Source organism: Streptomyces sp. NPDC003011 (assembly GCF_053591515.1).
Map to the genome: position 1 here is coordinate 85,436 of NZ_JBSFTY010000005.1, position 25,559 is coordinate 110,994.

Annotated in this window: 17 protein-coding genes; 12 read left to right on the forward strand and 5 right to left on the reverse strand. The window is 71.7% G+C overall.

What is annotated here, in order from left to right:
- Positions 1–110: 110 nt before the first annotated feature.
- The 6 genes from ACWD0J_RS04095 to ACWD0J_RS04120 are packed head-to-tail and all read left to right on the forward strand — an operon-like array spanning position 111 to position 9,762.
- Complete coding sequence (locus ACWD0J_RS04095; RefSeq protein ID WP_451494168.1) at positions 111–1,457, forward strand: extracellular solute-binding protein; 1,347 nt, start codon at positions 111–113, stop codon at positions 1,455–1,457.
- The gene (locus ACWD0J_RS04100) at positions 1,454–2,452 is read left to right on the forward strand and encodes a carbohydrate ABC transporter permease (protein WP_451494169.1); all 999 of its coding nucleotides are present in this window, start codon (positions 1,454–1,456) and stop codon (positions 2,450–2,452) included. Before ACWD0J_RS04095 ends, ACWD0J_RS04100 begins: the two co-directional genes overlap by 4 nt.
- Positions 2,449–3,312: a carbohydrate ABC transporter permease gene (locus tag ACWD0J_RS04105; RefSeq protein ID WP_451494170.1), complete on the forward strand. Its 864-nt coding sequence runs from the start codon at positions 2,449–2,451 to the stop codon at positions 3,310–3,312. The genes ACWD0J_RS04100 and ACWD0J_RS04105 overlap by 4 nt, the downstream gene beginning before the upstream one ends.
- 46 nt (positions 3,313–3,358) lie before the next feature.
- Positions 3,359–5,134, forward strand: coding sequence for a putative Ig domain-containing protein (locus ACWD0J_RS04110; protein WP_451494171.1), 1,776 nt, complete (start codon positions 3,359–3,361; stop codon positions 5,132–5,134).
- 29 nt (positions 5,135–5,163) lie between these two features.
- On the forward strand, positions 5,164–8,496 hold the full coding sequence (locus tag ACWD0J_RS04115; RefSeq protein WP_451494172.1) for an alginate lyase family protein: 3,333 nt from the start codon (positions 5,164–5,166) through the stop codon (positions 8,494–8,496).
- Between the two features lie 27 nt (positions 8,497–8,523).
- On the forward strand, positions 8,524–9,762 hold the full coding sequence (locus ACWD0J_RS04120; RefSeq protein WP_451494173.1) for an alginate lyase family protein: 1,239 nt from the start codon (positions 8,524–8,526) through the stop codon (positions 9,760–9,762).
- Between the two features lie 379 nt (positions 9,763–10,141).
- Here the strand turns inward: ACWD0J_RS04120 and ACWD0J_RS04125 are convergent, their stop codons facing one another.
- A complete protein-coding gene (locus tag ACWD0J_RS04125) occupies positions 10,142–11,197 on the reverse strand; it encodes a LacI family DNA-binding transcriptional regulator (RefSeq protein ID WP_451494174.1) in 1,056 nt (351 codons plus the stop codon).
- 189 nt (positions 11,198–11,386) lie between these two features.
- Positions 11,387–12,328 (reverse strand): homocysteine S-methyltransferase, encoded by a 942-nt coding sequence (gene mmuM, locus ACWD0J_RS04130; RefSeq protein ID WP_451494175.1) that lies wholly within the window; start codon positions 12,326–12,328, stop codon positions 11,387–11,389.
- Between the two features lie 128 nt (positions 12,329–12,456).
- On the opposite strand from mmuM, the gene ACWD0J_RS04135 reads away from it, so the two are divergent.
- Positions 12,457–13,827 (forward strand): amino acid permease, encoded by a 1,371-nt coding sequence (locus ACWD0J_RS04135; protein WP_451494176.1) that lies wholly within the window; start codon positions 12,457–12,459, stop codon positions 13,825–13,827.
- Between the two features lie 296 nt (positions 13,828–14,123).
- Here the strand turns inward: ACWD0J_RS04135 and ACWD0J_RS04140 are convergent, their stop codons facing one another.
- Positions 14,124–16,223: an autotransporter gene (locus ACWD0J_RS04140; protein WP_451494177.1), complete on the reverse strand. Its 2,100-nt coding sequence runs from the start codon at positions 16,221–16,223 to the stop codon at positions 14,124–14,126.
- Positions 16,224–16,404: 181 nt separating this feature from the next.
- Here ACWD0J_RS04140 and ACWD0J_RS04145 point away from each other — a divergent pair, with 181 nt between their 5' ends.
- Positions 16,405–17,520, forward strand: coding sequence for a glycoside hydrolase family 43 protein (locus ACWD0J_RS04145; RefSeq protein WP_451494178.1), 1,116 nt, complete (start codon positions 16,405–16,407; stop codon positions 17,518–17,520).
- A 1-nt stretch (position 17,521) separates the two neighbouring features.
- A complete protein-coding gene (locus ACWD0J_RS04150) occupies positions 17,522–18,934 on the forward strand; it encodes an RICIN domain-containing protein (RefSeq protein WP_451494179.1) in 1,413 nt (470 codons plus the stop codon).
- 12 nt (positions 18,935–18,946) lie between these two features.
- Here ACWD0J_RS04150 and ACWD0J_RS04155 read toward each other — a convergent pair whose 3' ends face one another.
- Entirely contained in the window at positions 18,947–20,626 is a 1,680-nt protein-coding gene (locus ACWD0J_RS04155; RefSeq protein ID WP_451494180.1) for a rhamnogalacturonan lyase B N-terminal domain-containing protein, read from the reverse strand.
- A 206-nt stretch (positions 20,627–20,832) separates the two neighbouring features.
- Here ACWD0J_RS04155 and ACWD0J_RS04160 point away from each other — a divergent pair, with 206 nt between their 5' ends.
- Together ACWD0J_RS04160 and ACWD0J_RS04165 are read left to right on the forward strand one after the other, a co-directional pair.
- Entirely contained in the window at positions 20,833–21,876 is a 1,044-nt protein-coding gene (locus tag ACWD0J_RS04160; RefSeq protein WP_451494181.1) for a rhamnogalacturonan acetylesterase, read from the forward strand.
- 422 nt (positions 21,877–22,298) lie between these two features.
- Positions 22,299–23,210, forward strand: a complete 912-nt coding sequence (locus tag ACWD0J_RS04165; RefSeq protein WP_451494182.1) for a hypothetical protein — start codon at positions 22,299–22,301, stop codon at positions 23,208–23,210.
- Between the two features lie 105 nt (positions 23,211–23,315).
- On the opposite strand, the gene ACWD0J_RS04170 is transcribed toward ACWD0J_RS04165, so the two are convergent.
- Entirely contained in the window at positions 23,316–24,392 is a 1,077-nt protein-coding gene (locus tag ACWD0J_RS04170; RefSeq protein WP_451494183.1) for a saccharopine dehydrogenase family protein, read from the reverse strand.
- 100 nt (positions 24,393–24,492) lie between these two features.
- Between ACWD0J_RS04170 and ACWD0J_RS04175 the strand changes: the two genes are divergently transcribed.
- Entirely contained in the window at positions 24,493–25,488 is a 996-nt protein-coding gene (locus tag ACWD0J_RS04175; protein ID WP_451494184.1) for a helix-turn-helix domain-containing protein, read from the forward strand.
- Positions 25,489–25,559: the final 71 nt, after the last annotated feature.

Sequence of the window (25,559 nt, forward strand, 5' to 3'; positions counted from 1 at the left end):
AGAAGCTCTGCCCCAACGCACGACAACCGGTTGCTACGGCCGGGGTCGTGATCCATCAGCCGACGTCGCGGCCGACATCCCGAACGTGCAGAGCAGGAGGTGGTGCGTTCATGCGCCCACATGCCGGTGCCTCGCTGAACCGCCGCCGCTTTCTCGCCCTCTCCGCGGGCGGCGCGGCCGGTGCGACGGCGCTCAGCGGCTGCGCCCTCCAGGTGTCCACCGGGGTCAGCGGCCCGGGCGAGACCGTCACGCTGATGGTCAAGCCCGACGACATCTCCCCGGAACTCGTCAAGCGGGCGCAGAAGGACATCGGCGTCAAGATCGTCACGGTGCGGTACGACCTCACCAAGCTGATCGGGATGATGACCAACGGCAACCCGCCCGACCTGGTGCGCGGTGTCGGCGCCACGGACGCCCCGTACTTCGCCGCGCGGGACGTCATGGAGGAGCTGGACCCGTACTTCGCCCGGAGCGCCGTCCTCAGGCTGGACGACCTGGACCCGGTCAACGACCTGTGGCGCTACGACGGCCGCATCCAGGGCAGGGGCCCGCGCTACGGCATGGCGAAGGACTTCTCCCAGGACTCCATGTTCTGGTACAACACCGCACTCTTCGACGCGGCGGGCGTCGGCCGTCCGCCGGAGACCGAGCCGGTCACGTACGAGGAGTGGCTGGAGAACGCCCAGCGGCTCACCCGGCGGAAGAACGGCCAGACGACCGTCTTCGGCGGCAGCTACAACGGCGTGCTCACCCCCAACCTCCTGGCGAGCCTGACGGCGGCGGCCGGCGGACGGCTGTTCAGCGACGACTTCTCCCGCGTCGACTTCACCACCCCCGAGGCCCGCAGGGCGCTGGGCTGGTACATCGAGTACGGCCGGACCCGGGTGGGGCCCAGCATCGTCCAGCCCGACCCCAACGCGTGGGACGGGCCCACCTACCAGGCGAGCCGGATGGCCATGTCCGGCAACGGCTACTGGCTGGGCGGTCTGATCAACGCCGACAAGAAACTCGCGCGGGTGTCCCGCCTGGCTCCCGCGCCGCGCTTCGAGGGCGGCCCGCGGGTCAGCCCCTGCCAGGCCGGCACCGGCCTGTGGATGCCGAGGAAGGCGCGCAACAAGGACGCCGCCTGGCGGGTCTTCGAGTGGTTCTTCGGCGAGGCGCCGGCCACGTCTCGCGCGTCGAGCGGCTGGGGGATCCCCACCCTGAAGTCCCTGCGGTCGCTGATGCCGGCCCAAGAGGACCACCAGAAACGGGAGTTGGCGGTGCAGAACGCCGAGCTGAGGCACTTCTCGGTGATCGCCTTCACGCCCTACGCCACGGCCGACTCGCTCTACGCCCTCTTCAACCAGGTCGCCCCGCCCGCGATGCACGGCCGGATGTCCGTCGACACCCTGGCGGGGCGCCTCAACTCGGTCATGAACGAGCAGCTGAAGCGCGGTAAGGAGCAAGTGGGATGACGGCCGGCCAGATCTCCTCGGTCACGGATCCGCCCCGCCCGGCCGCCGGCGCGCACCGGGCGCGGGCCGCGGAACGCCCGCGGACCTCCGTGACCGCCCGCAGGCACCGGGCGTTCTACCTGTTCACCGCCCCCTGGATCATCGGGTTCGCGCTGCTGACCATCGTCCCGATGGCGTACGCGCTGTGGCTGAGCCTCACCACGTTCGACGGTATCTCGCCGCACTGGGAGTACGTCGGCCTCGGCAACTACGGGGAGCTGCTCACCGACTCCCGGACCTGGGACTCCCTGGGCCGCACAGGTCTGTTCGCGGTGACCTCGGTGCCGTTGTCGATCATCGCGGGGCTCGGCCTCGCCGTCCTGGTCAACCGGCCGGTCCGGGCGCGCGGACTGTTCCGCACGCTGCTCTATCTGCCGGCCGTGGTGCCCCCGGTGGGCGCGGGCCTCGCCTTCAAGGCGCTCTTCGACCAGAACTCCGGTGCCGCCAACGGCGCCCTGACCCTGTTCGGCTTCGACGCCCTCGGCTGGCTCGCCGACCCGTACGCCCGTTACGTGCTCCTGATGAGCGTGTTGTGGGCCGCCGGGAACATCATGATCATCTCGCTGGCCGGGCTCCAGGACGTGCCCCGCGAACTCCACGAGGCCGCCCGTATCGACGGCGCGAGCGCCTGGCGGACCTTCCGCAGCATCACCGTGCCGCTGCTGTCGCCGGTGCTGCTCTTCCAGACGGTGACCGGTGTGATCGCCTCGGTGCAGACCATCATGCCGCTGCTGCTGACACCGGACGGCACGACGGCGGGCGTCACCGCGCTGCCGCAGTCCAACTACCTCTACATGATGCATGTGTTCGGGCAGTACTTCGCGCTCGGCCGCTACGGCTACGCCTCCGCACTGCTGTGGGTGCTCTTCGTGCTGATCCTCATCGTGACCGGACTCATCTTCAAGTTCACGTCCGGCGTGGTGTTCTACACCGTCGACCCGGAGGCGAAGAAGTGACCGCCACGAGCCTGACCACCGACTCCGCGCCCCGGGTACGGCTGCGCGTGAACCGCCTCGTCCTCTACACCGTGCTCGTCGCGCTCACCGGCCTGTTCCTCGGCCCGGTCGGCTGGCTCGTCCTCACCGGCCTGAAGTCCCCGGCCGAACTGGCCGCCTCGCCCGTGCACTGGCTGCCGGACCACTTCCAGTGGCGCAACTTCGCGGACGCCTTCAATCTGATCGACTTCCTCGGCTACGCCCGCAACTCCCTGATCATCGCGACCATTTACGCCACGCTCGTCACCCTCAGCTCGGCCTGGGTCGGCTTCGGCTTCGCCCGCCTGGACGCGCCCGGCAAGAAGACCCTGTTCGGCATCCTGCTCGGGTCGATGATGCTGCCCCAGCTCATCACCCTGCTGCCGACCTACCTGATCTTCGCCAAGCTCGGGATGGTCGACACCTACTGGCCCTGGGTGCTGTGGGGGCTGGCCGCCGCCCCGTATCTCGTCTTCCTCTTCCGGCAGTTCTTCGCGGGACTGCCGCGCGAACTGGAGGAGGCCGCGATCGTCGACGGCTGCGGCTACGCCACCATCTTCTGGCGGATCTTCCTCCCGCAGTCCTGGCCGGTGCTGTCCGCGAGCTTCGTGATCGCCTTCACCTGGTCCTGGGGCGACTACATCGCGCCCCAACTCCTCCTGTCCACCGACAAGTCGACGCTCGCCGTCGCCGTCATGACGACGTACGTCACCTCGGCCGGCACCCCGGTCGCCAACCTGCAGGCCGCGGCCTCCGTGATGTACGTCGTCCCGATCCTGCTGATCTTCCTCGTCGCCCAGCGGGGCTTCGTCGCCGGGATGTCCACCACCGGCCTCAAGTGACCCTCCTCCCTTTCACTCCTCCCCTCTCACTGAAGGAACTGCTGCCATGAACGACACCCAGAGCACCGGCCTGTCCCGGCGCACCGTCCTCCAGGCCGCGGGTGCCACCGTCGCCGCGTACTCACTGACCGGAGCGGCAGCCGGCACCGCGAGAGCGGCGGACGGACCCGGGTCGGCCGACAAGCTGGTGGTGTACCCCATACCGAGCGGCGTCCCGACCAACGCGAGCTACACCGTCAAGGCCCGCACGCCGGGCGGCACATGGCAGACCGTGCCCGTCTACCGCGCCCGGGCGAAGCAGATCGACGCGAACACGGGCAGCGGTCCGGTCTTCAACTCCTCCGTCGCCACCTTCGACTTCAAGGGCACCGTCGAGGTCGCCGTCACCTCGTCCAAGGGGGCCATCGGCACCGCGCGGATCCGCCCCCTGTCCCACGGCACCGACTTCACGGTGGACGGCGCCACGGTGAGTTTTACCCTCACCGAGCCGCGCAACCTCTCCGTCGAGATCGACGGCGACCTCTTCAACAACCTGCACCTGCACGCCAACCCGACCGAGACCAACGCCCCCGACCCCGACGTCCTCTACTTCGGCCCCGGCCTGCACAAGACCGCCGACAACGTGGTCAAGGTGCCCAGCGGCAAGACGCTCTACCTGGCCGGCGGCGCGGTCCTCACCTCCCGGGTGGAGTTCCACGAGGTGGAGAACGCCCGCATCACCGGCCGCGGCGTGCTGTACAACACGGCGAACGGCATCCTGGTCGAGTACTCCCAGAACATCGAGATCGACGGCATCACGGTGCTCAACCCGAGCAGCGGCTACTCGGTCACCGTCGGCCAGTCGAAGCAGGTCACCGTCCGCAACATGCACTCCTACAGCCACGGCCAGTGGGGCGACGGCATCGACGTCTTCTCCAGCGAGGACGTCCTCATCGACGGCGTCTGGATGCGCAACTCCGACGACTGCATCGCGATCTACGCCCACCGCTGGAACTACTACGGCGACTGCCGCAACATCACCGTCCGCAACTCCACCCTCTGGGCGGACGTCGCGCACCCGGTCAACGTCGGCACGCACGGCAACACCGACAAGCCGGAGACCATCGAGAACCTCGTCCTTAGCAACATCGACATCCTCGACCACCGCGAACCGCAGATGGACTACCAGGGCTGCATCGCGCTCAACCCCGGCGACAGCAACCTGGTACGCAACGTCCGCGTCCAGGACATCCGGGTGGAGGACTTCCGCTGGGGCCAGCTGATCAACATGCGGGTCATGTTCAACAAGTCGTACAACACCTCCGTCGGGCGGGGCATCGACGGCGTGTACATCAGAAACCTGACCTACGACGGGACGCGTGCCAACCCGTCCGTCATGGTCGGGCACGACGCGGACCACGCCATCAAGAACGTCACCTTCCAGAACCTCGTCGTCAACGGCAAGGCCATCGCCAACGGGATGAAGAAGCCCGGCTGGTACAAGTTCACCGACATGATGCCGGCGTACGCCAACGAACACGTGCTGAACCTGCGGTTCCTGAACTCCACCGAGGCCACGTCCGCCGTCAAGCCCGAGCTGACCAGCCCGGACCAGGCCACGGCCACCAAGAACCAGATCTTCAACCACCTGATCACGGCCACCGAACTGCCGACGTCGTTCGGCGCCGAGGGGCTGCCCAAGGGGCTGGACATCGACACCGCCACCGGTCTGATCTCGGGCACCGCCGAGGACAACGTCGGCACCTTCACGGTCACCGTCTCGGCCGCCAACAGCGCGGGCACCGCGACGCAGACCCTGACCCTCACCGTCCAGCACGCGTGACGCGGCCCGTCCGAACCATGGAGTCACCCGTGTTTCCTCTCAGCCGGCGGTCCTTCCTCGGCGCGGCAGGGCTCGTGGCCGCTTCCGCGGGCGGACTGCTGTCCGCCTCCGCCGCGGCGGCGTGGGCCCAAAACGACCCCACCCGGCTCCGGGCTTTCGCCCATCCCGGACTGCTGCACAGCGCCGCCGACCTGGCGCGCATGAAGGCAGCGGTCGCCGCGCGGGAGTCGCCCGTCCACGACGGATACCTGGCCTTCGCGGCCCACGCCCGGTCGAAGTCCACGTACACCGTCCAGAACACCGGCCAGATCACCTCCTGGGGCCGGGGCCCCGCCACCTTCCAGAACCAGGCCGTCGCCGACTCGGCCGCCGCCTACCAGAACGCCCTGATGTGGTGCGTGAGCGGCGACCGCGCCCACGCCGACAAGGCCCGCGACATCCTCAACGCCTGGTCCGCCTCGCTGACCATGATCACGGGCGCCGACGGCCCGCTCGGCGCCGGACTCCAGGCCTTCAAGTTCGTCAACGCGGCCGAACTGCTGCGGCACGGCGACTACGACGGCTGGGCGGACGCCGACATCACCCGCTGCGAGCGGTCCTTTCTGGACGTCTGGTATCCGGCGGTGTCCGGCTACATGCTGTACGCCAACGGCAACTGGGACCTGACGGCCATCCAGACCGTCCTGGCCATCGGCGTGTTCTGCGAGGAGCCGGCCCTCTTCGAGGACGCACTGCGCTTCGCCGCGGCCGGCGCCGGCAACGGCAGTGTCGCCCACCGGATCGTCACCGACGCGGGCCAGGGCCAGGAGTCCGGCCGCGACCAGGGCCACGAGCAGCTCGCGGCCGGTCTGACCGGTGACATCGCCCAGGTCGCCTGGAACCAGGGCGTCGACCTGTGGGGCTACGACGGCAACCGCGTCCTCGCCAACTTCGAGTACGCCGCCCGCTACAACCTCGGCGGCGACGTCCCCTTCGTCCCCGACCTCGACCGCACCGGCAAGTACGTGAAGCGGACCGTCTCCGCGATCGGCCGCGGCACCCTGCCCCCGATCTACGAGATGGCGTACGCCCACTACGCAGGCGTCCGCGGCCTCGACACCCCGTACACCGAGGCGGCCGTCTTCCGCGGCACGGGCGGTACCCGCTTCGTCGAGGGCGGCAACGACGACCTGCCCAGCTGGGGCACCTTCACCTACGCCGGCACCGCGGCGCCCGCACCGGCCGTCCCCACGGCACCGGCCGGTGTCACGGCGACCGGCGAGGGCGGATCCGTCACCGTGCGCTGGCTGCCGTCGGCGTGGGCGAGCACGTACACCGTCCGCCGGGCCACGGTTCCCGCAGGGCCGTACACGGAGATCGGGTCGGCCGTCGACGGGACACTGTATGCAGACGACGGTGTGCGTCCCGGCCGGACCTACTTCTACACGGTCACCGCCGCCAACTCGCTGGGCAGCAGCGGTGAGTCGAGTCCGGTCCCCGCTTCCGCGGGGCTGCCCGAGCCCTGGTCCACCCAGGATCTGGGTGACGTGAGAATCCCCGGCTCCGCCGTCTTCGACGGCGAGCGGTTCGTGCTGGAGGCGTCCGGCACCGCCGACACCTACCGCCTGGCGTACCTGCCGCTGCGCGGCGACGGCACGGTCACCGCGCGGATCGTGTGGCCGCTCAGCTCGCAGTACTCCAAGATCGGCGTCAGCCTCCGGGCCTCCCTCGACGCGGACGCGGCACACGCCGCCATGCTCATCCAGGGGCTGCCGCTGCACACCTGGAGCGGGGTGTGGACCGTACGGCCGTCGGCCGGCGCCGGCGTCTCCGCCACCGGCAGCACGCCCGTGCCGCCCTCCCAGCGGCAGGCGATCACCACCTCGGCCGCGTTCCCGATCTCCGGCCTCGGCGCCCTGCCCGAGTCGGCGACCCCGCTGCGGGCGCCGTACGTGGAGGGTGCGGGCGACGGCTACCGGCTGCGCGCGCCCTACTGGGTGCGGCTGACCCGCAAGGGCCGATGGTGCACCGGAGCGATCTCGCCGGACGGCATACGGTGGACAGAAGTCGGCCGCACCGAGGTCGACGGTATGCCGCACACCGCATACGCGGGTCTCGTCCTCACCTCCTGCCTCGGTGTCGACGAGGAGTACGCCGAGACCGGCACCGGAGCCTTCGACAACGTCAGCGTGACCTCGGCCCACGGCGAGGTCTGGTCCGCGCCGCGCCCCGCCCGCACGGCCGGGGACCTCCGGGCCACCCCCGGCGCCGACGCCGTCGAGCTGGCCTGGACCGACCCCGACCTCTCCGCCCGCTACCGGGTGCTGCGCGCCACCGACGCCGACGGCCCGTACGTGACCCTCGCGACCGGCGTCGGCCCGGTCGGCTCCGGAACCCGCATCCGGTTCGCCGACGCCACCGGCACGCCCGGGACGACGTACCACTACGCCGTCGCGAAGACCAACACCACCGGACGCGGCCCGCTGTCGGCACCCGCGGCGGCGGTCATGCCCTCGCCGTCCGTCCCCCGCGTCACCTCCGCCGCCACGGCGTTCGCCACCACGGGCGTCCCCTTCCGGCACCTGCTGCGGGCCTCGCACGAGCCCGTCCGGTTCGCCGCGGCCGGCCTGCCCGACGGACTGCGCCTCGACGGGCGCACCGGCCTGATCTCCGGAACCCCCACCCGGACCGGTGCCTTCACGGTCACCACCACCGCGGGCAACGCGGCCGGTGACGGCACCGGCACCCTCACCCTCACGGTCGGCACACCCCCGCCCGCCCCCTGGACCTACGGCGACCTCGGCGACGTGGTCCTCGACGACCGGGCCTTCGGGACGCTCGGCGTGGTCGCCGTCCGCACCCCCGGCAACACCGCCCACCAGGACGGGACCTTCGTGGTGCGGGGCGCCGGCACCGACCTCAGCGTCAACAACCAGGCGATGACGGGGCAGTTCGTCCGGCAGCCCGTCACCGGCGACTGCACGGTCACCGCCCGGCTGGTCTCCCGCACCGGCGCCACCGCCGACCGGGTCGGGCTGCTGATGGCCAAGTCGCTGTCACCGTTCGACCAGGCGGCCGGGGTGATCGTCACGGGCGGGACCACCGCGCAGCTCATGCTGCGCACAACGGTGGCGGGCGCCTCCGCGTTCCTTGGCACCGCCACCGTCCGACTGCCCCTGCTGCTGCGGCTGAAGCGCACCGGGACCGCCTTCGCCGCGGCCGTCTCCACCGACGACGGCACCACCTGGACCGCCCTCGCCTCCGGCGAGGTTCCCGGCTTCGGTGACGCCGCCTACCACGTGGGCCTCGTGGTCTGCTCCCGCAGCCCGCTGGCCCTCGGCACCGCGGAGTTCGACGAGGTGAGCATCTTCAACGCCGACTGATCCCCCCACGGATGGGAGTCGCACCACATGAGCCGCACATCCCCCCACCAGCACCCCCGCACCACCGAGGTGAGCCGCCGCGGTCTGTTGCGGACCGCAGGCGGCCTCACCGCCGCCGTCGCCCTGGGCTCCGCCTTCGCCGCCACCGCGGCGGACGCGGCGCCCGCGACGTTCACCCACCCCGGCATGCTGCACGCCTACGGCGAGCTGAACCGGGCCAAGGTCCGGGTTGCCGCGGGCGACGACCCGTGGCTGTCCGGCTGGAACCGGCTGACCGCCAACTCCCACGCGGCGAGCACCTGGAAACCCAACCCGCAGGCCACCGTCATCCGCGGCGGCACCGGCGAGAACTACGGGATCCTGTACCACGACATCCACGCGGCCTACCAGAACGCCCTGCGCTGGAAGGTCGCGGGCACCACCGCCCACGGCGACGCGGCCGTCCGGATCCTCAACGCCTGGTCGGCCACGCTGACCACCCTCACCGGCAACGCGGACCGCTTCCTGGCCGCCGGGATCTACGGCTACCAGTTCGCGAACGCCGCCGAACTCATGCGCGGCTACAGCGGGTTCGACCTCGACCGGTTCCGCAGGATGCTGCTCGACGTCTTCTACCCGCTCAACAACCAGTTCCTGACCGGCCACAACGACGCCTGCATCACCAACTACTGGGCCAACTGGGATCTGTGCAACATGAACTCGGTCCTGGCCATCGGCATCCTGTGCGACGACGCCGCGAAGTACGACCAGGCGGTCGGCTACTTCAAGAACGGCGCCGGCAACGGCTCCCTGCGCCACGCCGTCCCGTTCGTCTACGAGAGCCAGGGGCTGGCCCAGTGGCAGGAGTCGGGCCGCGACCAGGGCCACACCATGATGGGCATGGGCCAGATGGGCGCCTTCTGCGAGATGGCCTGGTCCCAGGGCGAGGACCTGTACGGCTACGACAACAACCGGTTCATGAAGGCCGCGCAGTACGTCGCCAGGTACAACCTGGGCCAGGACGTCCCCTTCACCACGTACACCTGGGGGACGGGCCAGAACTGCGCCCAGCAGTCGCACACCGCGATCTCCGCAGCCTCGCGCGGACAGGTGCGGCCGGTCTGGAACATCCTGCACTACCACTACGCCCGCCGCCGCGGGCTGTCTGTCCCGTACATCACCGCCATGGCCGAGAGCGTGCGGCCCGAGGGCGGCGGAGGTGACTACGGCTCCACCAGCGGAGGCTTCGACCAGCTCGGCTTCGGCACGCTGATGTACGCCAAGTAACCGCAAGGCCGCGCCCGTGCGCCGGAACACCGGGCCACCATGCAGTGCGCTGTACCGCAGGCGCACGGCGCACGAGCGCGGCCCCACGTCACGTCCACGAGTCCGCCTGGCCCTCCCTGCTCCCGGACCTCGGCCCCTGCCACGGCCCGGGACCGGGCTTCGAGCCGTGCCCGGCGCACGGGCCGCGCGACCGTGAACGCGCGGTACGGCCGCGCGCGGTACGGCCGGCCGGAGCGCGGAACTGCGGTCGGTGGTACGGCGGCTGCGGCTTCCCGGGGCGGTCCGCCGCTCCTGAACCGGCGGGGGAGAGCGGAGGCGGGACGCCGGGGCCGGGCCGCGGAACCCCGGCTTCACGCCCCCGGCCCGGCATCCGGGCCGCCTAGGAACCGGTTGCCGCCACCGAGTCCCGCACCACCACGTGCGTGCCCAGCAGCAGGTGCTCGTCCGGGGTCTCGGAGGTGCGGCCCAGCGCGGTGCGCACGGCGAGGCGGCCCAGTTCCTCGTAGGGGACGTGGACCGTGGTCAGGGCGGGGTGCAGGTCGCGGGCGAACGGGATGTCGTCGTAGCCGGCCAGCGACACGTCGCCCGGCACGTCCAGGCCCGCCTCGTGCAGCGCGGTCAGCGCGCCCGCGGCCACCATGTCGGTGGCGGCGACCACGGCCGTGAACTCCAGCCCGTCCTTGAGGGCCTCACGCATCAGACGGTGACCGGCGTCGCGCGTGAAGTCGCCGTGCAGCAGCAGCGCCGGGTCGGGCTCCAGACCGCGGGCGCGGTGGGCGGCCAGGAAACCGCGCGCGCGGCCCTGGGCGGTGGTGTGGTCGGGCTTGCCGCCGAGGAACAGCACCCGCCGGTGGCCCTGCGAGAGGACGTGCGCGACCAGGGCGTAGGCGCCGCCCTCGTTGTCGTACTCGATGACGGTGACCGGCGCCCCGGGGCCCAGGGTCGGGCGGCCGCACAGCACCAGGCGGGAGCCGGCCGACGCCAGCGAGTCGGCCATGCGGCGGGTGCGCTCGCGGTACGCGGCGGTGTCTGCGGCGCCGCCGACCAGGATCACGGCGGCGGCCCGCTGGGCGCGCATCATCTCGACGAACTCCAGCTCGTGCCGGACGTCGCCCTCCGTGCTGCACACCAGGCACAGATGGCCGAGCCGGGTCGCCTCGCGCTCCACGCCGTGCGCCATGAGCGCGAACGACGGGCCGGTGATGTCCTCCAGCACGAACGCCAGTGTGGGCGTGCCGACGCCCGCGACCGCCTTGGCCCGCGCGTCCGCCACGTAGTCCAGGTCGCGCACCGCCCGCAGCACGCGGGTGCGGGTCGCCGAGCTCACCGGGTACACCCCGCCGAGCACCCGCGAGACGGTGGACGCGGAGACTCCCGCGCGGGCCGCCACGTCCCGGATGGTGCTCCGCCCCGGGTCCTCGCTCTTCCTCGTCATACCAGCCTCGCCCCTCTCCCCGGGCTTCCTCGCCCACCCCTCGGGAACTGCGGCAACAGGATGGAAACCGGTTCCCGAACGGAGGCTAGCAGCGGGGACGGGGAGGGGGCAGGAGTTCTCCGGGCCTCAGCGCTCAGGAGAGGGAGAGGGAGAGGGAGGGAAGGGGGAGGGGGAGAAAAGGCGGAGGGTCTACGCGGGCCTCAGCGCGCCCGCGATCGACGTGATCGCCTCCGGACCCACCCGGCAGCACCCGCCGATCAGCCGCGCCCCCGACGCCCGCCAGCCGCGCACCTCCTCGGGGGCGAAGGAGGAGCGGCCGGCCCAGGCACGGGCCCCGGCGTCCCAGGTCTCGCCGCTGTTGGGGTAGACCACGACCGGTTTGCCGGTGACCCGGGCGGCGGTCTCCACCGCGCCGTCCACGTCCCCCGGGGCACAGCAGTTCACCCCGACCGCGATCACCTCGTCCGCGTCCGCGGCCAGGGCGAACGCCTCCTCCAGCGGCTGCCCGGCGCGGGTGCGGTCGCCCGCGACGGAGTACGACAGCCAGGCCGGCACCCCGAGCCCGCGCACCGCCCGCAGCAGCGCCTCGGCCTCGTCGGCGTCGGGCACCGTCTCCAGCGCGAGGACGTCCGGACCGGCGGCGGCCAGCACCTCCAGGCGGGGCCGGTGGAAGGTCTCCAGCTCGGCCACGCTCAGCCCGTACCGGCCCCGGTACTCGGAGCCGTCCGCGAGCATCGCGCCGTACGGGCCGGCCGAGGCCGCCACCCACAGCGGCCGGGTGACGCCCTCCGCCCGCGCCCGCCGTGCCGCGTCCCGCGCCAGTGCGACGCTCAGGCCGAGAAGCTCCGCCGCACGCTCGCGCCCGATCCCGCGCCCCGCGAAACCCTCGAAGGTCGCCTGGTAGCTGGCGGTGATCGCCACGTCCGCGCCCGCCAGGAAGTACCCGAGGTGCGCCTCGGTGAGCGCCCCGGGCCGCTCCGCGAGCAGCCGTGCCGACCACAGCGCGTCGCTCAGGTCGTGCCCGGCGGACTCCAGCTGGTTGGACAGGCCGCCGTCGAGGACGACCGTCCCGGCGGCGAGGGCCGCGGAGAGGGAGGGAGCGGGAACAGAAGGAGGCGTGTCGCTGGTCATGCCACGACGCTAGTCGAGAGGCGGAAGACCAAGCGTCCGTGTCCATTACATGAACAGGTTGCCCAGCATGTGGAATGCCGCGTTACGATCACGCCCTCCCTCCCCGTCCCCTCTCCCCGGGAACCGCCATGACCGCCCCCAGCACCACCGAGGCCGCCGACCCCGCGGCCCGGCCGGTCCCGCGCCGCCGCCCGTTCGGTCCGGCCGCCGCCACCGCCCTCGTCATGGGCAACATCATCGGCGGCGGCATCTTCGTGCTGCCCGCCACCGTCGCCCCGTACGGCGGGGTCAGCCTGCTCGCCTTCGTGGTCCTGTCGGCCGGCGCGGTGCTGCTCGCGCTGCTCTTCGGCAGGCTGGCCCGGCGCAGCCCGGTCACCGGCGGGCTGTACGTGTACCCGCGCGACGCCTTCGGTCCCTTCGCGGGCTTCCTGTCGGCGTGGTCGTACTGGACGATGTGCTGGGTCAGCATCGCCGCCCTGGCGGTCGCGGTCGTCGGCTACGTCGACGTCCTGATACCCCTGCACGGCAACCACACCCTCGAAGCGCTGGTCGCGCTGGCCGCGCTGTGGCTGCCGGCCGCCGCGAACTTCGTCGGCACCCGCTGGGTCGGCGCGGTCCAAGTCGTGTCCACGGTCCTGAAGTTCGTCCCGCTGCTGCTGGTCGCCACCGTCGGCCTCTTCTTCGTCGACGCGGACAACTACGGCCCGTTCAACGCCTCCGGCCAGAGCCTCCCCGGCGCGCTGGCCGCCTCCGCCGCGCTGCTCCTCTACAGCTTCCTCGGCGTCGAGTCGGCAGCCGTCAGCGCGGGCGAGGTCCGCGACCCCGAGCGCACGGTCGGCCGCGCGAGCGTCCTGGGCACCCTCGGCTCCGCCCTCGTGTACATCCTCGGCGTCGTGGCCGTCTTCGGCCTCGTCCCGCACGACGAACTGGTCGGCTCCGGCGCCCCGTTCGCCGACGCCGTGAACGCCATGACCGGCGGCACCTGGGGCGGTACCGCCATCGCGCTGGTCGCCGTCGCCTCGATCACCGGCTGCCTCAACGGCTGGATCCTGCTCGCCGCGCAGATGCCGTACGCCGCCGCCCGCGACGGTCTCTTCCCGGCGCCCTTCGCGAAGGCCGGCCGGGGCGGCGTGCCCGGCTTCGGCGTGTGGGCCTGCGCGGTCCTCGGCACCCTGCTGATCGGACTCAACTACACGGCCGGCCCGGACACCACGTTCCGTGTCCTGGTCCTGATCACCACGTTCACGGGGTGCGTGCCGTATCTCCTGTCGGCCGCCGCCCAGTTGTACTGGCTCGCCCAGGGCACCCGCGAGCGGGTCCGCCCGGCCGGTCTGGCCCGCGACCTGATCGTCGCCGCCCTCTCCTTCGCGTTCTCCTTCTGGCTGATCGCGGGCGCCGGTTACGCGGCCGTCTACCAGGGCACGCTGTTCCTCTTCGCGGGCATACCGGTGTACGTGTGGCTGCGCGGACGCCGGGAGCCGGCGCGGACCGCGGCATAACCTTGGCGCATGCCCGAACTCCGGTACCGGGAACGGGGATTGACGCTGGCCTTCCTCGCGGAGTGGGCGAGGGAGGCGCGTGGACTGGCCCCGCGGCTGGGGTTCCCGGAGGCGCCCAGCGGGCGCTGACGCGCGGTGGACGGCGGCGGTGCGGTGAGCGTGCCTTCGCCCGCCGCCGTGGCCGGCGCGTCGGGCGCGGTCGCACCCGGAGGTGTCGGAGGCGGGCCGGGCGGGCCCGGGGACGCCGGTGGCCGTCCGCGGCCCCGGGTCCGGCGGTCACCGGTGCCGGGGCCGCTTCATCCCTGCGCGGCGTGCCGCCCGCCCTTGCGCCGGCCGGGCCGCCCGCGCGTCGCGGCCGGCGCGACGAGCCCGAGGAGCAGCCCGAGGGCGAGGACGTACGGCCACCAGCCGAGCCCGCCGCTCGCGGTGGTCGCGGCGCGGGTGCCGGCCGCCACGGCCCCGGACGACGCCGTGCCCTGGGCGGACCCGGACGGTGACGGGCTCGCGGCGACGGCGCTGAGCACGACGTCGTTGCCGTCACCACCCCGGTAACTGATCCGGTACGTCGTGTCGCCCAGCTTGAGTTTCGTGCCCTCCTCCAGGCCGGAGAACGCACCGCTGACCTTCGAACGCCCCGCGTGGTCGAGCACGGTGATCTCACGAGCGGGATCGGTTCCGGCCGTGGGAAGACCCAGCTCCCCGCCCAGCCGCACCGCCCCCGTCACCTTCAACGGCTTGTCCCGCAGCACCAGTTCGCCCTCGCGGCGCTGCGTGTAGTCCCCGGTGACGGTGATCCCGCCGGCGACGGTCCCCTCGTTGGTCACCGCCCCCTTCACCGTTCCCGTGCCGGTGAGGGTGGTCGCCACCCGCAGTCCCGCCGCCCCGGCGTCGAGTCGCGCACCGGACGAGGTGAGCCGGATCGCCCGGCTGCGGGTGAGGGCGGCGCCGCCCCGCAGGGCGAGCGTGCCCTTCTTGACGGTCGTCGTGCCGGTGTACGTCACCGCGCTGCCGGTCAGCGTGGTGGTGGCCGCGCCGGACTGCACGAACGCCCCGGCGCCGCTCACGTGCGCCAGCGAGACGGCGGTCTTCGCGTTGCCCACGACGAGCGTCCCGTCGTTCACCACCCGGCGGCGCGCACCGCCCGTCAGCAGGGAACCGTCGCCGCGCGCCGAGCCCAGCCGCAGCACCGCCCCCTTCTCGACCGTCGTGGAGCCGTCGTAGTACTGCTTGGCCGCGAAGGTCACGTCGTTCCCGCGCGTTCCCGCGATCACGATGTCCCCGGCGCCGGGCGCGGCCAGCGTGTCGTGGAACCGGCCGCCGCCGATGGGGGCGCCGAGGGTGACCGGGCCGTTGTAGTCGAAGGTGAGCTTCGAGCGCGAGCGTGCCGCCAGCAGGTTGATGTAGACGGTCTCGGCGGTGCCCGGCATGAAGATCCTGTCCGTGGTGCCGTCACCCCACCGGACATCCGCGCCCTTGATGTTGGTGCCGCGCTTGTTGACGTTCTTCCGTGCGGGCGTCCAGTTCAGGGCGGGGTCACTGAGCGAGGGGTCGGTGTCGCCGCCCTGGTCCGACCAGCTGTACTGGCCGGTCAGGACGACCTTGCCGCCCGGCCGCGACTGGACGTTGATGTCGCTGCCGTACTCGCGCTGGTAGAAGTCCATGCCCATGGTGACGGTCTGCCCCAGCGGCGTGTCCACGGTCCAGGTGCCCTGGTTGAGGACCTTGCGGACGTCCGGCAGCGACGTCGCGTACTCCGGCCGTCCGGCGTTCACCTGGGTGCCGTTGTCGATCACTCCGGAGAACGGGTGGGCGCCCGACAGGTCCCAGGTGCCCCACAGGAACCTCGGCTGGGTGATCAGCCCGGAGCCACTGATGGTGCCCAGGTTGTAGGCGCTCCTCAGGGACAGCCGCAGGGTGCCGTCGACCCTGATGTTGTCCTGGTTGAGCCGGAACGCCGGGGTGCCGTACGGGAAGTGGCCGATCAGTCCGGTCGTGCCGCCGTCGCCGTACTGCAGGGTGGCCCCCCGCGCGACCGTGATCGCGGGCGGATCCGGGTCCGCCACGGTGACGTACGGGTGGTTGCCGCCGGGCGTCGCCACCTTCTGCCGCTGCCGGGCCTTCGGCAGCGTGAAGTCGCTGTCCCTGGTCAGGACGAGGGTCCCGCTGCCGCGCACGGTGAGCGTGCCCGCGCCGCGGAACACCCCGTCGTACGTCGTCGTCCCGGACGGCACGGTCACGGCCGTGTCACCGGTGAGCGTCACGTCACGGTCCGCGAGCACGTCGGCGGTGACGTCCCGGACGCCGGCGGCGGATGCCGGGGGAGCGGGCAGGAGGAGGGCCGCGGCCGCCGCGAGGGCGCCGGCGGCCGCTGCTGTGGTGTGGGTATGACTGCGCACGTCAGCGGAGACGGGCCGGTGCGGTCGGCGATAACAGAAAAACGGGGTTCTTTCTTTGTCTCGTCGGACCCGTTGACCTTCACGTAACACGCCCTTACCTTTTCGGCGTTCGTAATGACAGATCTTGTTCGACATCCCGAACGTTTCGCATGTCTCGTTCCCCCCGCGAGAGGCCGTCCGCATGAGCCGCGACCACGACCTGCCCCCAGTAGTGCCCGACGAGGCCCCCAGCCGCAGACTGATGCTGAAGGGCGCCCTCGCCGCGGGCGCCCTGGCGGCGGTCACCCCCGGCATCGCCCACGCCGCCCCCACCCCGAAGGCTGCCCCCTACGTGAACCCGCTCGTCCGCAACCGGGCCGACCCGCACATCCATCGGCACGCCGACGGCTTCTACTACTTCACGGCCACCGCCCCCGAGTACGACCGGATCATCCTGCGCCGCTCCCGCACCCTGAACGGCCTCGCGACCGCCGCCGAGTCCGTGATCTGGACCAAGCACGCGACCGGCGACATGGGCGCGCACATCTGGGCGCCGGAGATCCACCGCATCGGCGGCAAGTGGTACATCTACTTCGCCGCCGCGCCCGCCGAGAGTGTGTGGGACATCCGTATCTGGGTCCTGGAGAACGCGAGCCGCGACCCCTTCAAGGGGACCTGGGTCGAGCGCGGCCAGCTCAGGACCGCCTGGGAGACCTTCTCCCTCGACGCCACCACCTTCACCCACCGCGGCACCCGCTACCTCGCCTGGGCCCAGCATGAGCCCGGAATGGACAACAACACCGCCCTGTGGCTCTCCAGGATGGCGAACCCGTGGACCCTGACGGGTCCTCAGATACGCCTGTCCACACCTGAGTACGACTGGGAGTGCGTCGGCTACAAGGTCAACGAGGGGCCGTCGGTCATCACCCGCAACGGCCGTCTGTTCATGTCCTACTCCGCCAGCGCCACCGACTGGCACTACTGCATGGGCCTGCTGACCGCCGACGCGGGCAGCGACCTGATGGACCCCGCGAGCTGGTCGAAGTCGCCCACGCCCGTCTTCGTCAGCAACGACACGACCCGGCAGTACGGGCCCGGCCACAACTGCTTCACGGTCGCCGAGGACGGCCGCAGTGACGTCCTCGTCTACCACGCACGCCAGTACAAGGAGATCGTCGGCGACCCGCTGAACGATCCCAACCGCCACACCCGGATCCAGAAGCTGGGCTGGAAGCCGGACGGCACCCCCGACTTCGGCATCCCCGTCGCGGACACGGCGACGGCCGCCTCCGTCGACGCGGTCAAGGAGAGTGTGTGAGATGAGACGTGCGTACGCCGCCCTGCTGGCTCTCTGCCTGGCGCTGCTCGGCGCCCTGGCCACCGCGGGACCGGCCCAGGCCGCGCCCCAGACGATCACCAACGGCACGCAGTTCACGGACACGTCGGGCAACCCCGTGCACGCCCATGGCGGCGGGGTGTTGAAGGTCGGCTCCTTCTACTACTGGTTCGGTGAGAACCGCAACGCCGACAACACCTTCCGGTACGTGGACGCCTACCGTTCCACCGACCTGAAGAACTGGGAGTTCCGGGGCCACGTCCTGACCGAGGCGAGCGACCCCGAGCTGGCCACCGCCAACATCGAGCGGCCGAAGGTCATGTACAACGCGTCCACCGGCAAGTTCGTGATGTGGATGCACAAGGAGAACGGCACCGACTACAGCGAGGCCCGCGCCGCCGTCGCCGTCTCCGACACGGTGGACGGCACCTACACCTGGCGTGGCAGCTTCCGCCCGCTCGGCCAGCACATGTCCCGCGACATCACGGTGTTCGTCGACACCGACGGCGCCGGCTACATGATCTCCGCCGCCCGCGAGAACTACGACCTGCACATCTACCGGCTCACCGCCGACTACACCGGCATCGCGAGCCTGGTCGCCGACCCCTGGCACGGCGGACACCGCGAGGCCCCGGCGCTGTTCAAGCGGGGCAACGTCTACTTCATGCTCACCTCGGGCGCGACCGGCTGGAACCCCAACCAGCAGCAGTACGCGACCGCGACCTCCCTGGCCGGACCCTGGTCGGCGATGACGAACATCGGCGACTCGACGACGTACGGCTCGCAGACCGCATACGTCCTGCCGGTGCAGGGATCCGCGGGCACGTCGTATCTGTACATGGGCGACCGCTGGGGCAACTCCTTCGGCGGCACCGTCAACGACTCGCGGTACGTGTGGCTGCCGCTGACCTTCCCGAGCTCCACCTCCATGTCCATGTCCTGGTCCCCGGAGGTCACCGTCGACACGGCCGTCGGCACGATCAGCGGCACGAGCGCCACGTACAACACGCTGATCGCCCGGCACTCGTCCAAGTGCGCCGACGTGACGAGCCAGTCACTGTGGCCGGGCGCCCAGATCAAGCAGTACGACTGCAACGGCGGCACCAACCAGAAGTACTGGTTCAAGTCCGTCGGCGGCGGCTACTACCAGCTGGTGGTCCGCAACAGCTCCCTGTGCGTGCGGGAGAACGCCACCACGGTCACCCAGGAGAACTGCGGCGCCTCCGTGACCGCCCAGCAGTGGTCGCTGACCACCACCGGCTCCTACGTGACCGTCACCTCCCGGGCGAGCGGCAAGTGCCTCGACGTGAACGGCGCGTCCACCGCCAACGGCGCGGCCGTGATCACGTTCACGTGCAACGGCGGCACCAACCAGCAGTGGACGCGCGGGACATGACGTCCGCTCAGGTCAGGTCAGCAGGTCGATCGCGTCGATCGCCGTCCCCGCGCTGAGGAAGCCGGCCGCCCCCGAACCGCTCACCACGTTGATCTTCAGCACGTTGTACTGGCCGGTGTCCGTGAGCCAGGCGCTCGCCGGAACGCTGTAGGTGAACGTGTGGTTGTTCCCCCGGTAGGACCCGTTGGTCAGCGACCGGGTGTTCGGCTGCGTGGGCGGTGAGGGGATGGCCGACGTCCAGGCGTCGTTGACGGTGACCTGCGGGCGGCCGTTGGCGTAGGCCGTCGTCACGCCGATGCGCAGGGTGTGCGCGGCGGCGGCCTGCGCCGCGGTCAGCTTGAAGTACACGAGCAGACCGCTGTTGACGTCCTTCCAGAGGTAGCACGGGAAGGCGGACGTCTCGTTGCCGCTGCCGATCACCACGTTGCCGGTCCAGGAGGCGGCCCGCACGTCCGACGGATGCGCGTACGTCATCAGGTCGGCGTTCTTGAAGCCGCCCGGGGTGCCGTTCCAGTCGCCTATCCGCCAGATCGCGCTCGCGTTGCCCGGATCGTTCGAGGACGGGATCGCGATCGAGTTGAGGGTGGTCGCCCCCCCTGCGGATACGGTCGCCTGCGTACTGTATACAGCCAACTCGCCCTTGTAGACAGTCAGCGTGTACGTCCCCGGAAGGACCCCGCCGATGGAGAAGTGACCGTCGGACGCCCGCGCCGAACCCCAGTACTGCGCCGCCGCGTTGGCGATGCCGACGGTGTACGCGTAGGCGGTGTTGCGGCCCGTGATGCCGACGCCCGCCACCCGGCCCCGGCCGCTCGCCCCGACGTACCCGGCCAGGCCGAGCGAGTCGGCCCACGAGGTCGTCAGCGTGCCCGGGAACAGCGACGAGGAGGGAGCGCCGCCGTCCGTGAAGGCGATGACGTACGGGCCCTGGAGGCCGAAGCGCTGGTCCTCGGTCTGGTTCTGGCCGTAGTAGAGGATCTCGTACAGGCCGCCGCCGTCCGCGCTCTGGTGGCGCAGCAGCGAGCGGTAGAACGGGCCGCCGGAGGCCTTCTCGTGGTTGCTGCGCACCATCCACAGGCCGACGCCGCCGCCGGACCAGCCGACGTGGCTGTAGTCCATCACCCGCAGCTTCGAGAAGTGCTTCGAGCGGGTCTGGCCGTCGGCCTTCGCGAACACGTCCGAGGCCTCGACGGTGCTGTTCGTGTATGTGTAGGAGTCCGGCTCGTCGTTGAGGAACAGGCCCTTCCTGACGCGCACGATGTAGCGGGTCGCGGAGACGGATGTGTCGGCCTTGTTGGTCCACAGATAGACGTTGTTCTCGCCGCTGCGGGCCGCGTAGTAGTGCTTCAGGGTGCCGTACGCGACGGAGACCAGGATCGTCGAACCGGACTGCTTGACGCTCACGGTGGAGGCGCCGAGGCCGGACTCGATGTGCGAGTTCATGCCGCCGTAGCCCTGGTACTCCACGCCGCGGTAGACCAGCGAGGTCAGGTCGCCGTTGGTCTTGCTGACCTTGAAGACGAGGCTGGCGCCGGTGTCGACGACGTAGTTCGACCCGTCGTCGGTGTAGCCGAAGGCCGCGGCGGACGCGCTCGGGGCGAGCGGGCCGGCCAGGGCGGCCGAACCGGCGGCGGCCGCGGTGCCGAGGACGAAGGTGCGGCGGCGGACCGGTCTGTTCACGGATCCGGACATGTGGGGGTGCCTCCTTCGGGAGGTGTGGGGGGATGCTGCGGTGTCGGTCAGGGTGACAGTTGAATCACATTCGCGAAAGGGCTTTCGCGCGCTGGAAGTTGGCAGTCTTGTGAAAATGTCCCAAGGTCTAGAAAGCGCTTGCCAAGAGCGGTACCGTCCAGCCGCCAGGCCTTGTCGCACCATCGCGGGACCGCCGGAGGAGCCGTATGAGACGTTTCAACCTCGCCGTGGTGGCGGCGCTCACCCTCAGCGCCGCCCTGACCGCCGTACCGGCCCAGGCGCAGGGCGGTCAGCGCCCCCTGGGCCCGGACCACTGCACCGCCACCGCCTGTCACTTCGACGTCGCGCCCGGCACGTACGACGTGCGGGTCGTCCTCGGCGGTGACGCCGCTTCGCGCACCAGCGTCAGCGGGGAGACCCGGCGCGCGCTGCTCCCCGAGACCCCGGTGGCCGCGGGCGAACGGGTCGCCCGCGCCTTCACCGTGAACGTCCGCACCCCCGAGGGCGAGCCGACGGGCCCCGCGGGCACGCCCGGCCTCGACCTCACGTTCGGCGGCCCGGCCCCGGCACTCGCCGACATCCGGGTCACCCCGGCCCGGCAGCCCCGGCAGATCTTCCTCGTCGGCGACTCCACGGTCTGCGACCAGCCCGGCGAGCCCTACGCCGGCTGGGGCCAGCAGCTGCCGCAGTACCTGCGCAAGGGCCTGTCCGTCGCCAACTACGCGGATTCCGGCGAGAGTACGGTGACGTATCTGGGGAACCCGCAGCTGTGGGCCACCGTCCAGCCGCAGATCCGCCGCGGTGACCTGGTCCTGATCCAGCTCGCCCACAACGACAAGACGACCGACGAGGCGACCTACCGGGCGAACCTGGAGGCCCTGGTGGCGGGCGTGCGGGAGAAGGGCGGGAAGCCGGTCCTCGTCACCCCGATCGTGCGCCGCTGGTTCAACGCCGACGGCACGCTGGACAACGGCACCGCGCTCCTGGTCAACGGACTCGGCGTGAACCATCCTGAGGTGGTCCGCTCGGTCGCCGCCGCCGAGGGCGTGCCGCTGATCGACCTGACGGCGAAGACGAAGGCGGTCGTGGAGTCCCTGGGCGTCGAGGGCTCCAAGGCGCTCTACCTCTACAACGAGAAGCGGGACAACACCCACACCTCCACCCATGGCGCCACGGTCTACGCGGGCCTGGTGCGCGACGAACTCGTCGCCCGGCACCTGCTGCCCGAAGGCCTGGTGCGGGTGGGCTGAACGCCTGGGGCGCTCCGACCGGAACCGGGGCGCCCCAGGCTCGTCCCCCGGCGTCCCGGACCGGCGCCCCTCCCAGGCCGCGTCGGCGACGGCGGCACCGTACACGAGCGCATCCTGACGGTGTGTGCGTGCGAAGCGGCCACGTGGACGCGCTGCCCGACGGGCGGCTCGTCCTGGAGGGGTGTGGCCGGGGCCAAGCGCACAGCGCGGAGAGACGGCTGGAACGGCCGGCGTCTCGCACCGCTGGCACCCGGTGTTGGCTGAAACATCAACTCACCGCACCTGAAACACAGTTGTCGCACGTCCGTCTGGTTGGCAGACTCACCTCGCCGACAGAAGCATGCGGACAAGTGTGCGAACGCGCACGCGGAGGCATCCCGTCGGCGGACAAGGCTCACGTCATCTCACCAGGGGGAACATCCATGAACCTCAGCCTGCCCAGACGCGTCCTGGGCCGTGCCACCGCCACCCTCGCGCTGGCGCTGGCCATGGCCGCCGGCACCACCGGCCTGCTCTCCGGCACCGAAGCGCACGCCCTGCCGGTCACCGAGGGCTCCTTCGGTTTCAGCGGCGACGAGGGCGACTACATCAGCGGCGGCCGGTCCTACGCCTACGCGACGGCCTCCCAGGACCGCATGAACGTCTCCGCCAACACCGACAACGGCGTGGTCACCGTCTCCGTCGACGGAGCGAACGGCGACTGGTGGACCCTGAACCTCGGGGCGCCGTCCGGCAAGGCCCTGACGCCCGGGACCTACACGGGAGCCACCCGCTACCCGTTCAACGAGGGGACCGAACCGGGCCTGTCGCTCAGCGGCAACGGCCGCGGCTGCAACCAGCTCACCGGCACCTTCACCATCTCCGCGGTGGAGTTCGGCCCCCAGGGCTACGTGAAGAAGCTCGACGCCACCTTCGTGCAGCACTGCGAGGGAGGCACCCCGGCCGCGCGCGGCGAGGTCCACATCGACAACCCGGCCCCGCCGGCCGAACTCGGCCTGGGCCTCGCCATCGCCCTGGACGGCACCGCGAGCTCCCTCAACGGCAAGGCCACCTTCCACGGCACGGTGAGCTGCGACAAGCCGGTGCGGGTGACCGTGGCGGGCGACGTCACGCAGGTGAAGAAGCGGGACCTCATCCGCGGTTCCTTCTCCACGTCGGTGTCCTGCACTCCGGACGCGCCGGTCGCCTGGACCGGTACGGCCGTACCCACCGGCTCGGTCCCCTTCCAGAAGGGGGATGTCGAGGTCGAGGGTCGTGCGACGGCGACGGACCCGGACTACGACCGGCCGGTGACGGTCAGCGAGACGGTGGCGGTCCGCCTCACCCGGGTCTGACCCCCACGCCCTGACGCACAGCCACAGCCACAGCCGCACCGCCCGGCCCGGGCCCCGGTCCTCTCGAGGAGCGGGGCCATGGGGCGTGCCCGTGATCGCAGTGACTCAGGCCCGGACCGTCGACGCGACGGCCGCCCCGGCGTCGTCCGCGCTGCCCGGCAGGTCGACGGAGAGGTGCGGGGACAGCGCGCGCAGGAAGTCCGGCGCGTCGAAGAGCGCGCCGGCGGAGGCGACCCCGGCCGTCCGGGTCCGCCCGGTGAGGATGCGGTCGACCGCTTCCACCACGAGCGGCGCGGTGACGGCGTAGATGTCCTGGCCCCGGGCCACGGCCCGGCGTTCCGCGCCGCCGGACCGTACGACCACGTCGACGAGGAAGGTCTGCGCGGACCGCCCCCGCTCGTCGACCGCGGACGGTGCGGGCGTGTCCGGGGCCGACAGGTCGCGGGCCGCCTCGACCGTCATGTACGTACGCACCTCGGGGACGGCCAGGTGGCTGGGGACGGTGACGACGTCGGCCATCGTGAACTCCCCGATGACGGTGCGCGGACCCATCGGTGCGGGGAAGGGCCAGGTGAGGACGGGCTGGTCGTCGGTGTGGTAGTCCAGCCGCCCGTTCGCGTAGCGGACACGCCGGCCCTCGCGTCGCGTGTGGGAGACCTGACCCGCGGCGCGCGTCCCGGCGGTCGGGTGCCAACCGCTCAGCCCGTACGCGATGTGCGCCTCGTCGGCCGCCGTCCAGTCGCCCATCGCCGCCGTGGCCAGCAGGTCGCCGAGACCGCCGTAGAAGGCCATCGCGGGGACGATCACCGCTCCGGCGGCGCGGGCCCGGTCCGCGAAATGCGCGAACGTGTCGGCGTTGGCCTCAATCTCGGCCGCCACGTCCACGTACGGGATTCCCGCGCGCAGCGCCGCCTCGATCAGCGGGGCCGCGGTGGTGGCGAACGGCCCGGCGCAGTTGATCACCGCCGCCGCACCGGCCAGCGCGCGGTCGAGCGCGGCCGGGTCGCCGACCGACGCCGGCCGGGCCTCCAGCCCGGGACCGGACGCCGCCATCGCCCGCAGCCTGCCGGCGTCGCGGCCGGACAGGACCGGGACGAATCCGCGCTCCCGCAGCTCCGCCACCACGAACCGCCCGGTGTGCCCGTACGCGCCGAACACCGTCACCGTGCGCCCTGATCCCATGAGTTCTCCCCGTGCTCGACCGATCGACCGCGCCCATCGTGTCGTGGGCGGACCGCCCGTCGTGAGTGTCCGCAACGCCATGCCCCGTACAATTACGGACATGGGCACAAGGACGGGTGTGGTCCGGGGCGGGGGTGGGGGTGGGGGCAGCGTCGCGCTGGCGGTCACCGAAGGGATGCTGCACTTCGAACTGTCGGTGGCGTACGAGCTGTTCGGCTCCGTCCCGGACGGCGTGGCCGGCCCCTGGTACGACGTGACGGTGTGCGGGCCCGCACCCGTGCGGGTCGGCCGGTTCCAGGTGGAACCCGACCACGGGCTCGACCGGCTGCCCCACGCCGACACCGTGATCGTGCCCGGCTGGGCCGACATCGACGAGGCCCCGCCCGCCGGCCTGGTCGACGCGGTGCGCGCGGCCCACGAGGCGGGCGCACGGGTGGCCTCCCTTTGTACGGGCGCCTTCGTGCTGGCCGCCGCCGGTCTGCTGGACGGGAAGCGCGCGACCACGCACTGGGCGCACACCGCGGTCCTCGCCGCCCGTCACCCCGAGGTGGACGTCGACCCGGACGTGCTCTACGTCGACAACGGCAGCGTGCTCACCTCCGCCGGGAAGGCCGCCGCCCTGGACCTGTGCCTGCACCTCGTGCGCCTCGACCACGGCTCGTCCGTCGCCAACGCCGCCGCCCGCCGCCTGGTCGTGCCGCCGCACCGGGCCGGCGGACAGGCCCAGTTCGTCAGCGCCCCGGTACCGGTCCGGGACGACCACCCGCTCACCGCGCTGCTGCCCTGGGTGATCGAGCGCCTCGACCGCCCGCTGACCGTGGAGGACCTGGCCCGCCGGGCGCGGATGAGCGCGCGCAACCTGAACCGCCACTTCAGGGCCGCGACCGGCACCACCCCGCTGCAATGGCTGCTGACGCAACGCATCCACCGCGCCCAGGAGTTGCTGGAGGCCACCGACGACAGCGTCGACGCCATCGCGGCGGCGACCGGCATGGGCACCGCCACCACCCTGCGCCGGCACTTCAACCGCACGATCGGCGTGCCCCCGGACACCTACCGCCGGACCTTCCGCACCCACCCCCGCCCCGGCCGCTGACCCCGCCGCCGTCCCGCCGGCCGGTGCGGGTCCCGTTCACCGCCCGGCCGGCCGGAGCGGTTCGGCGCGCC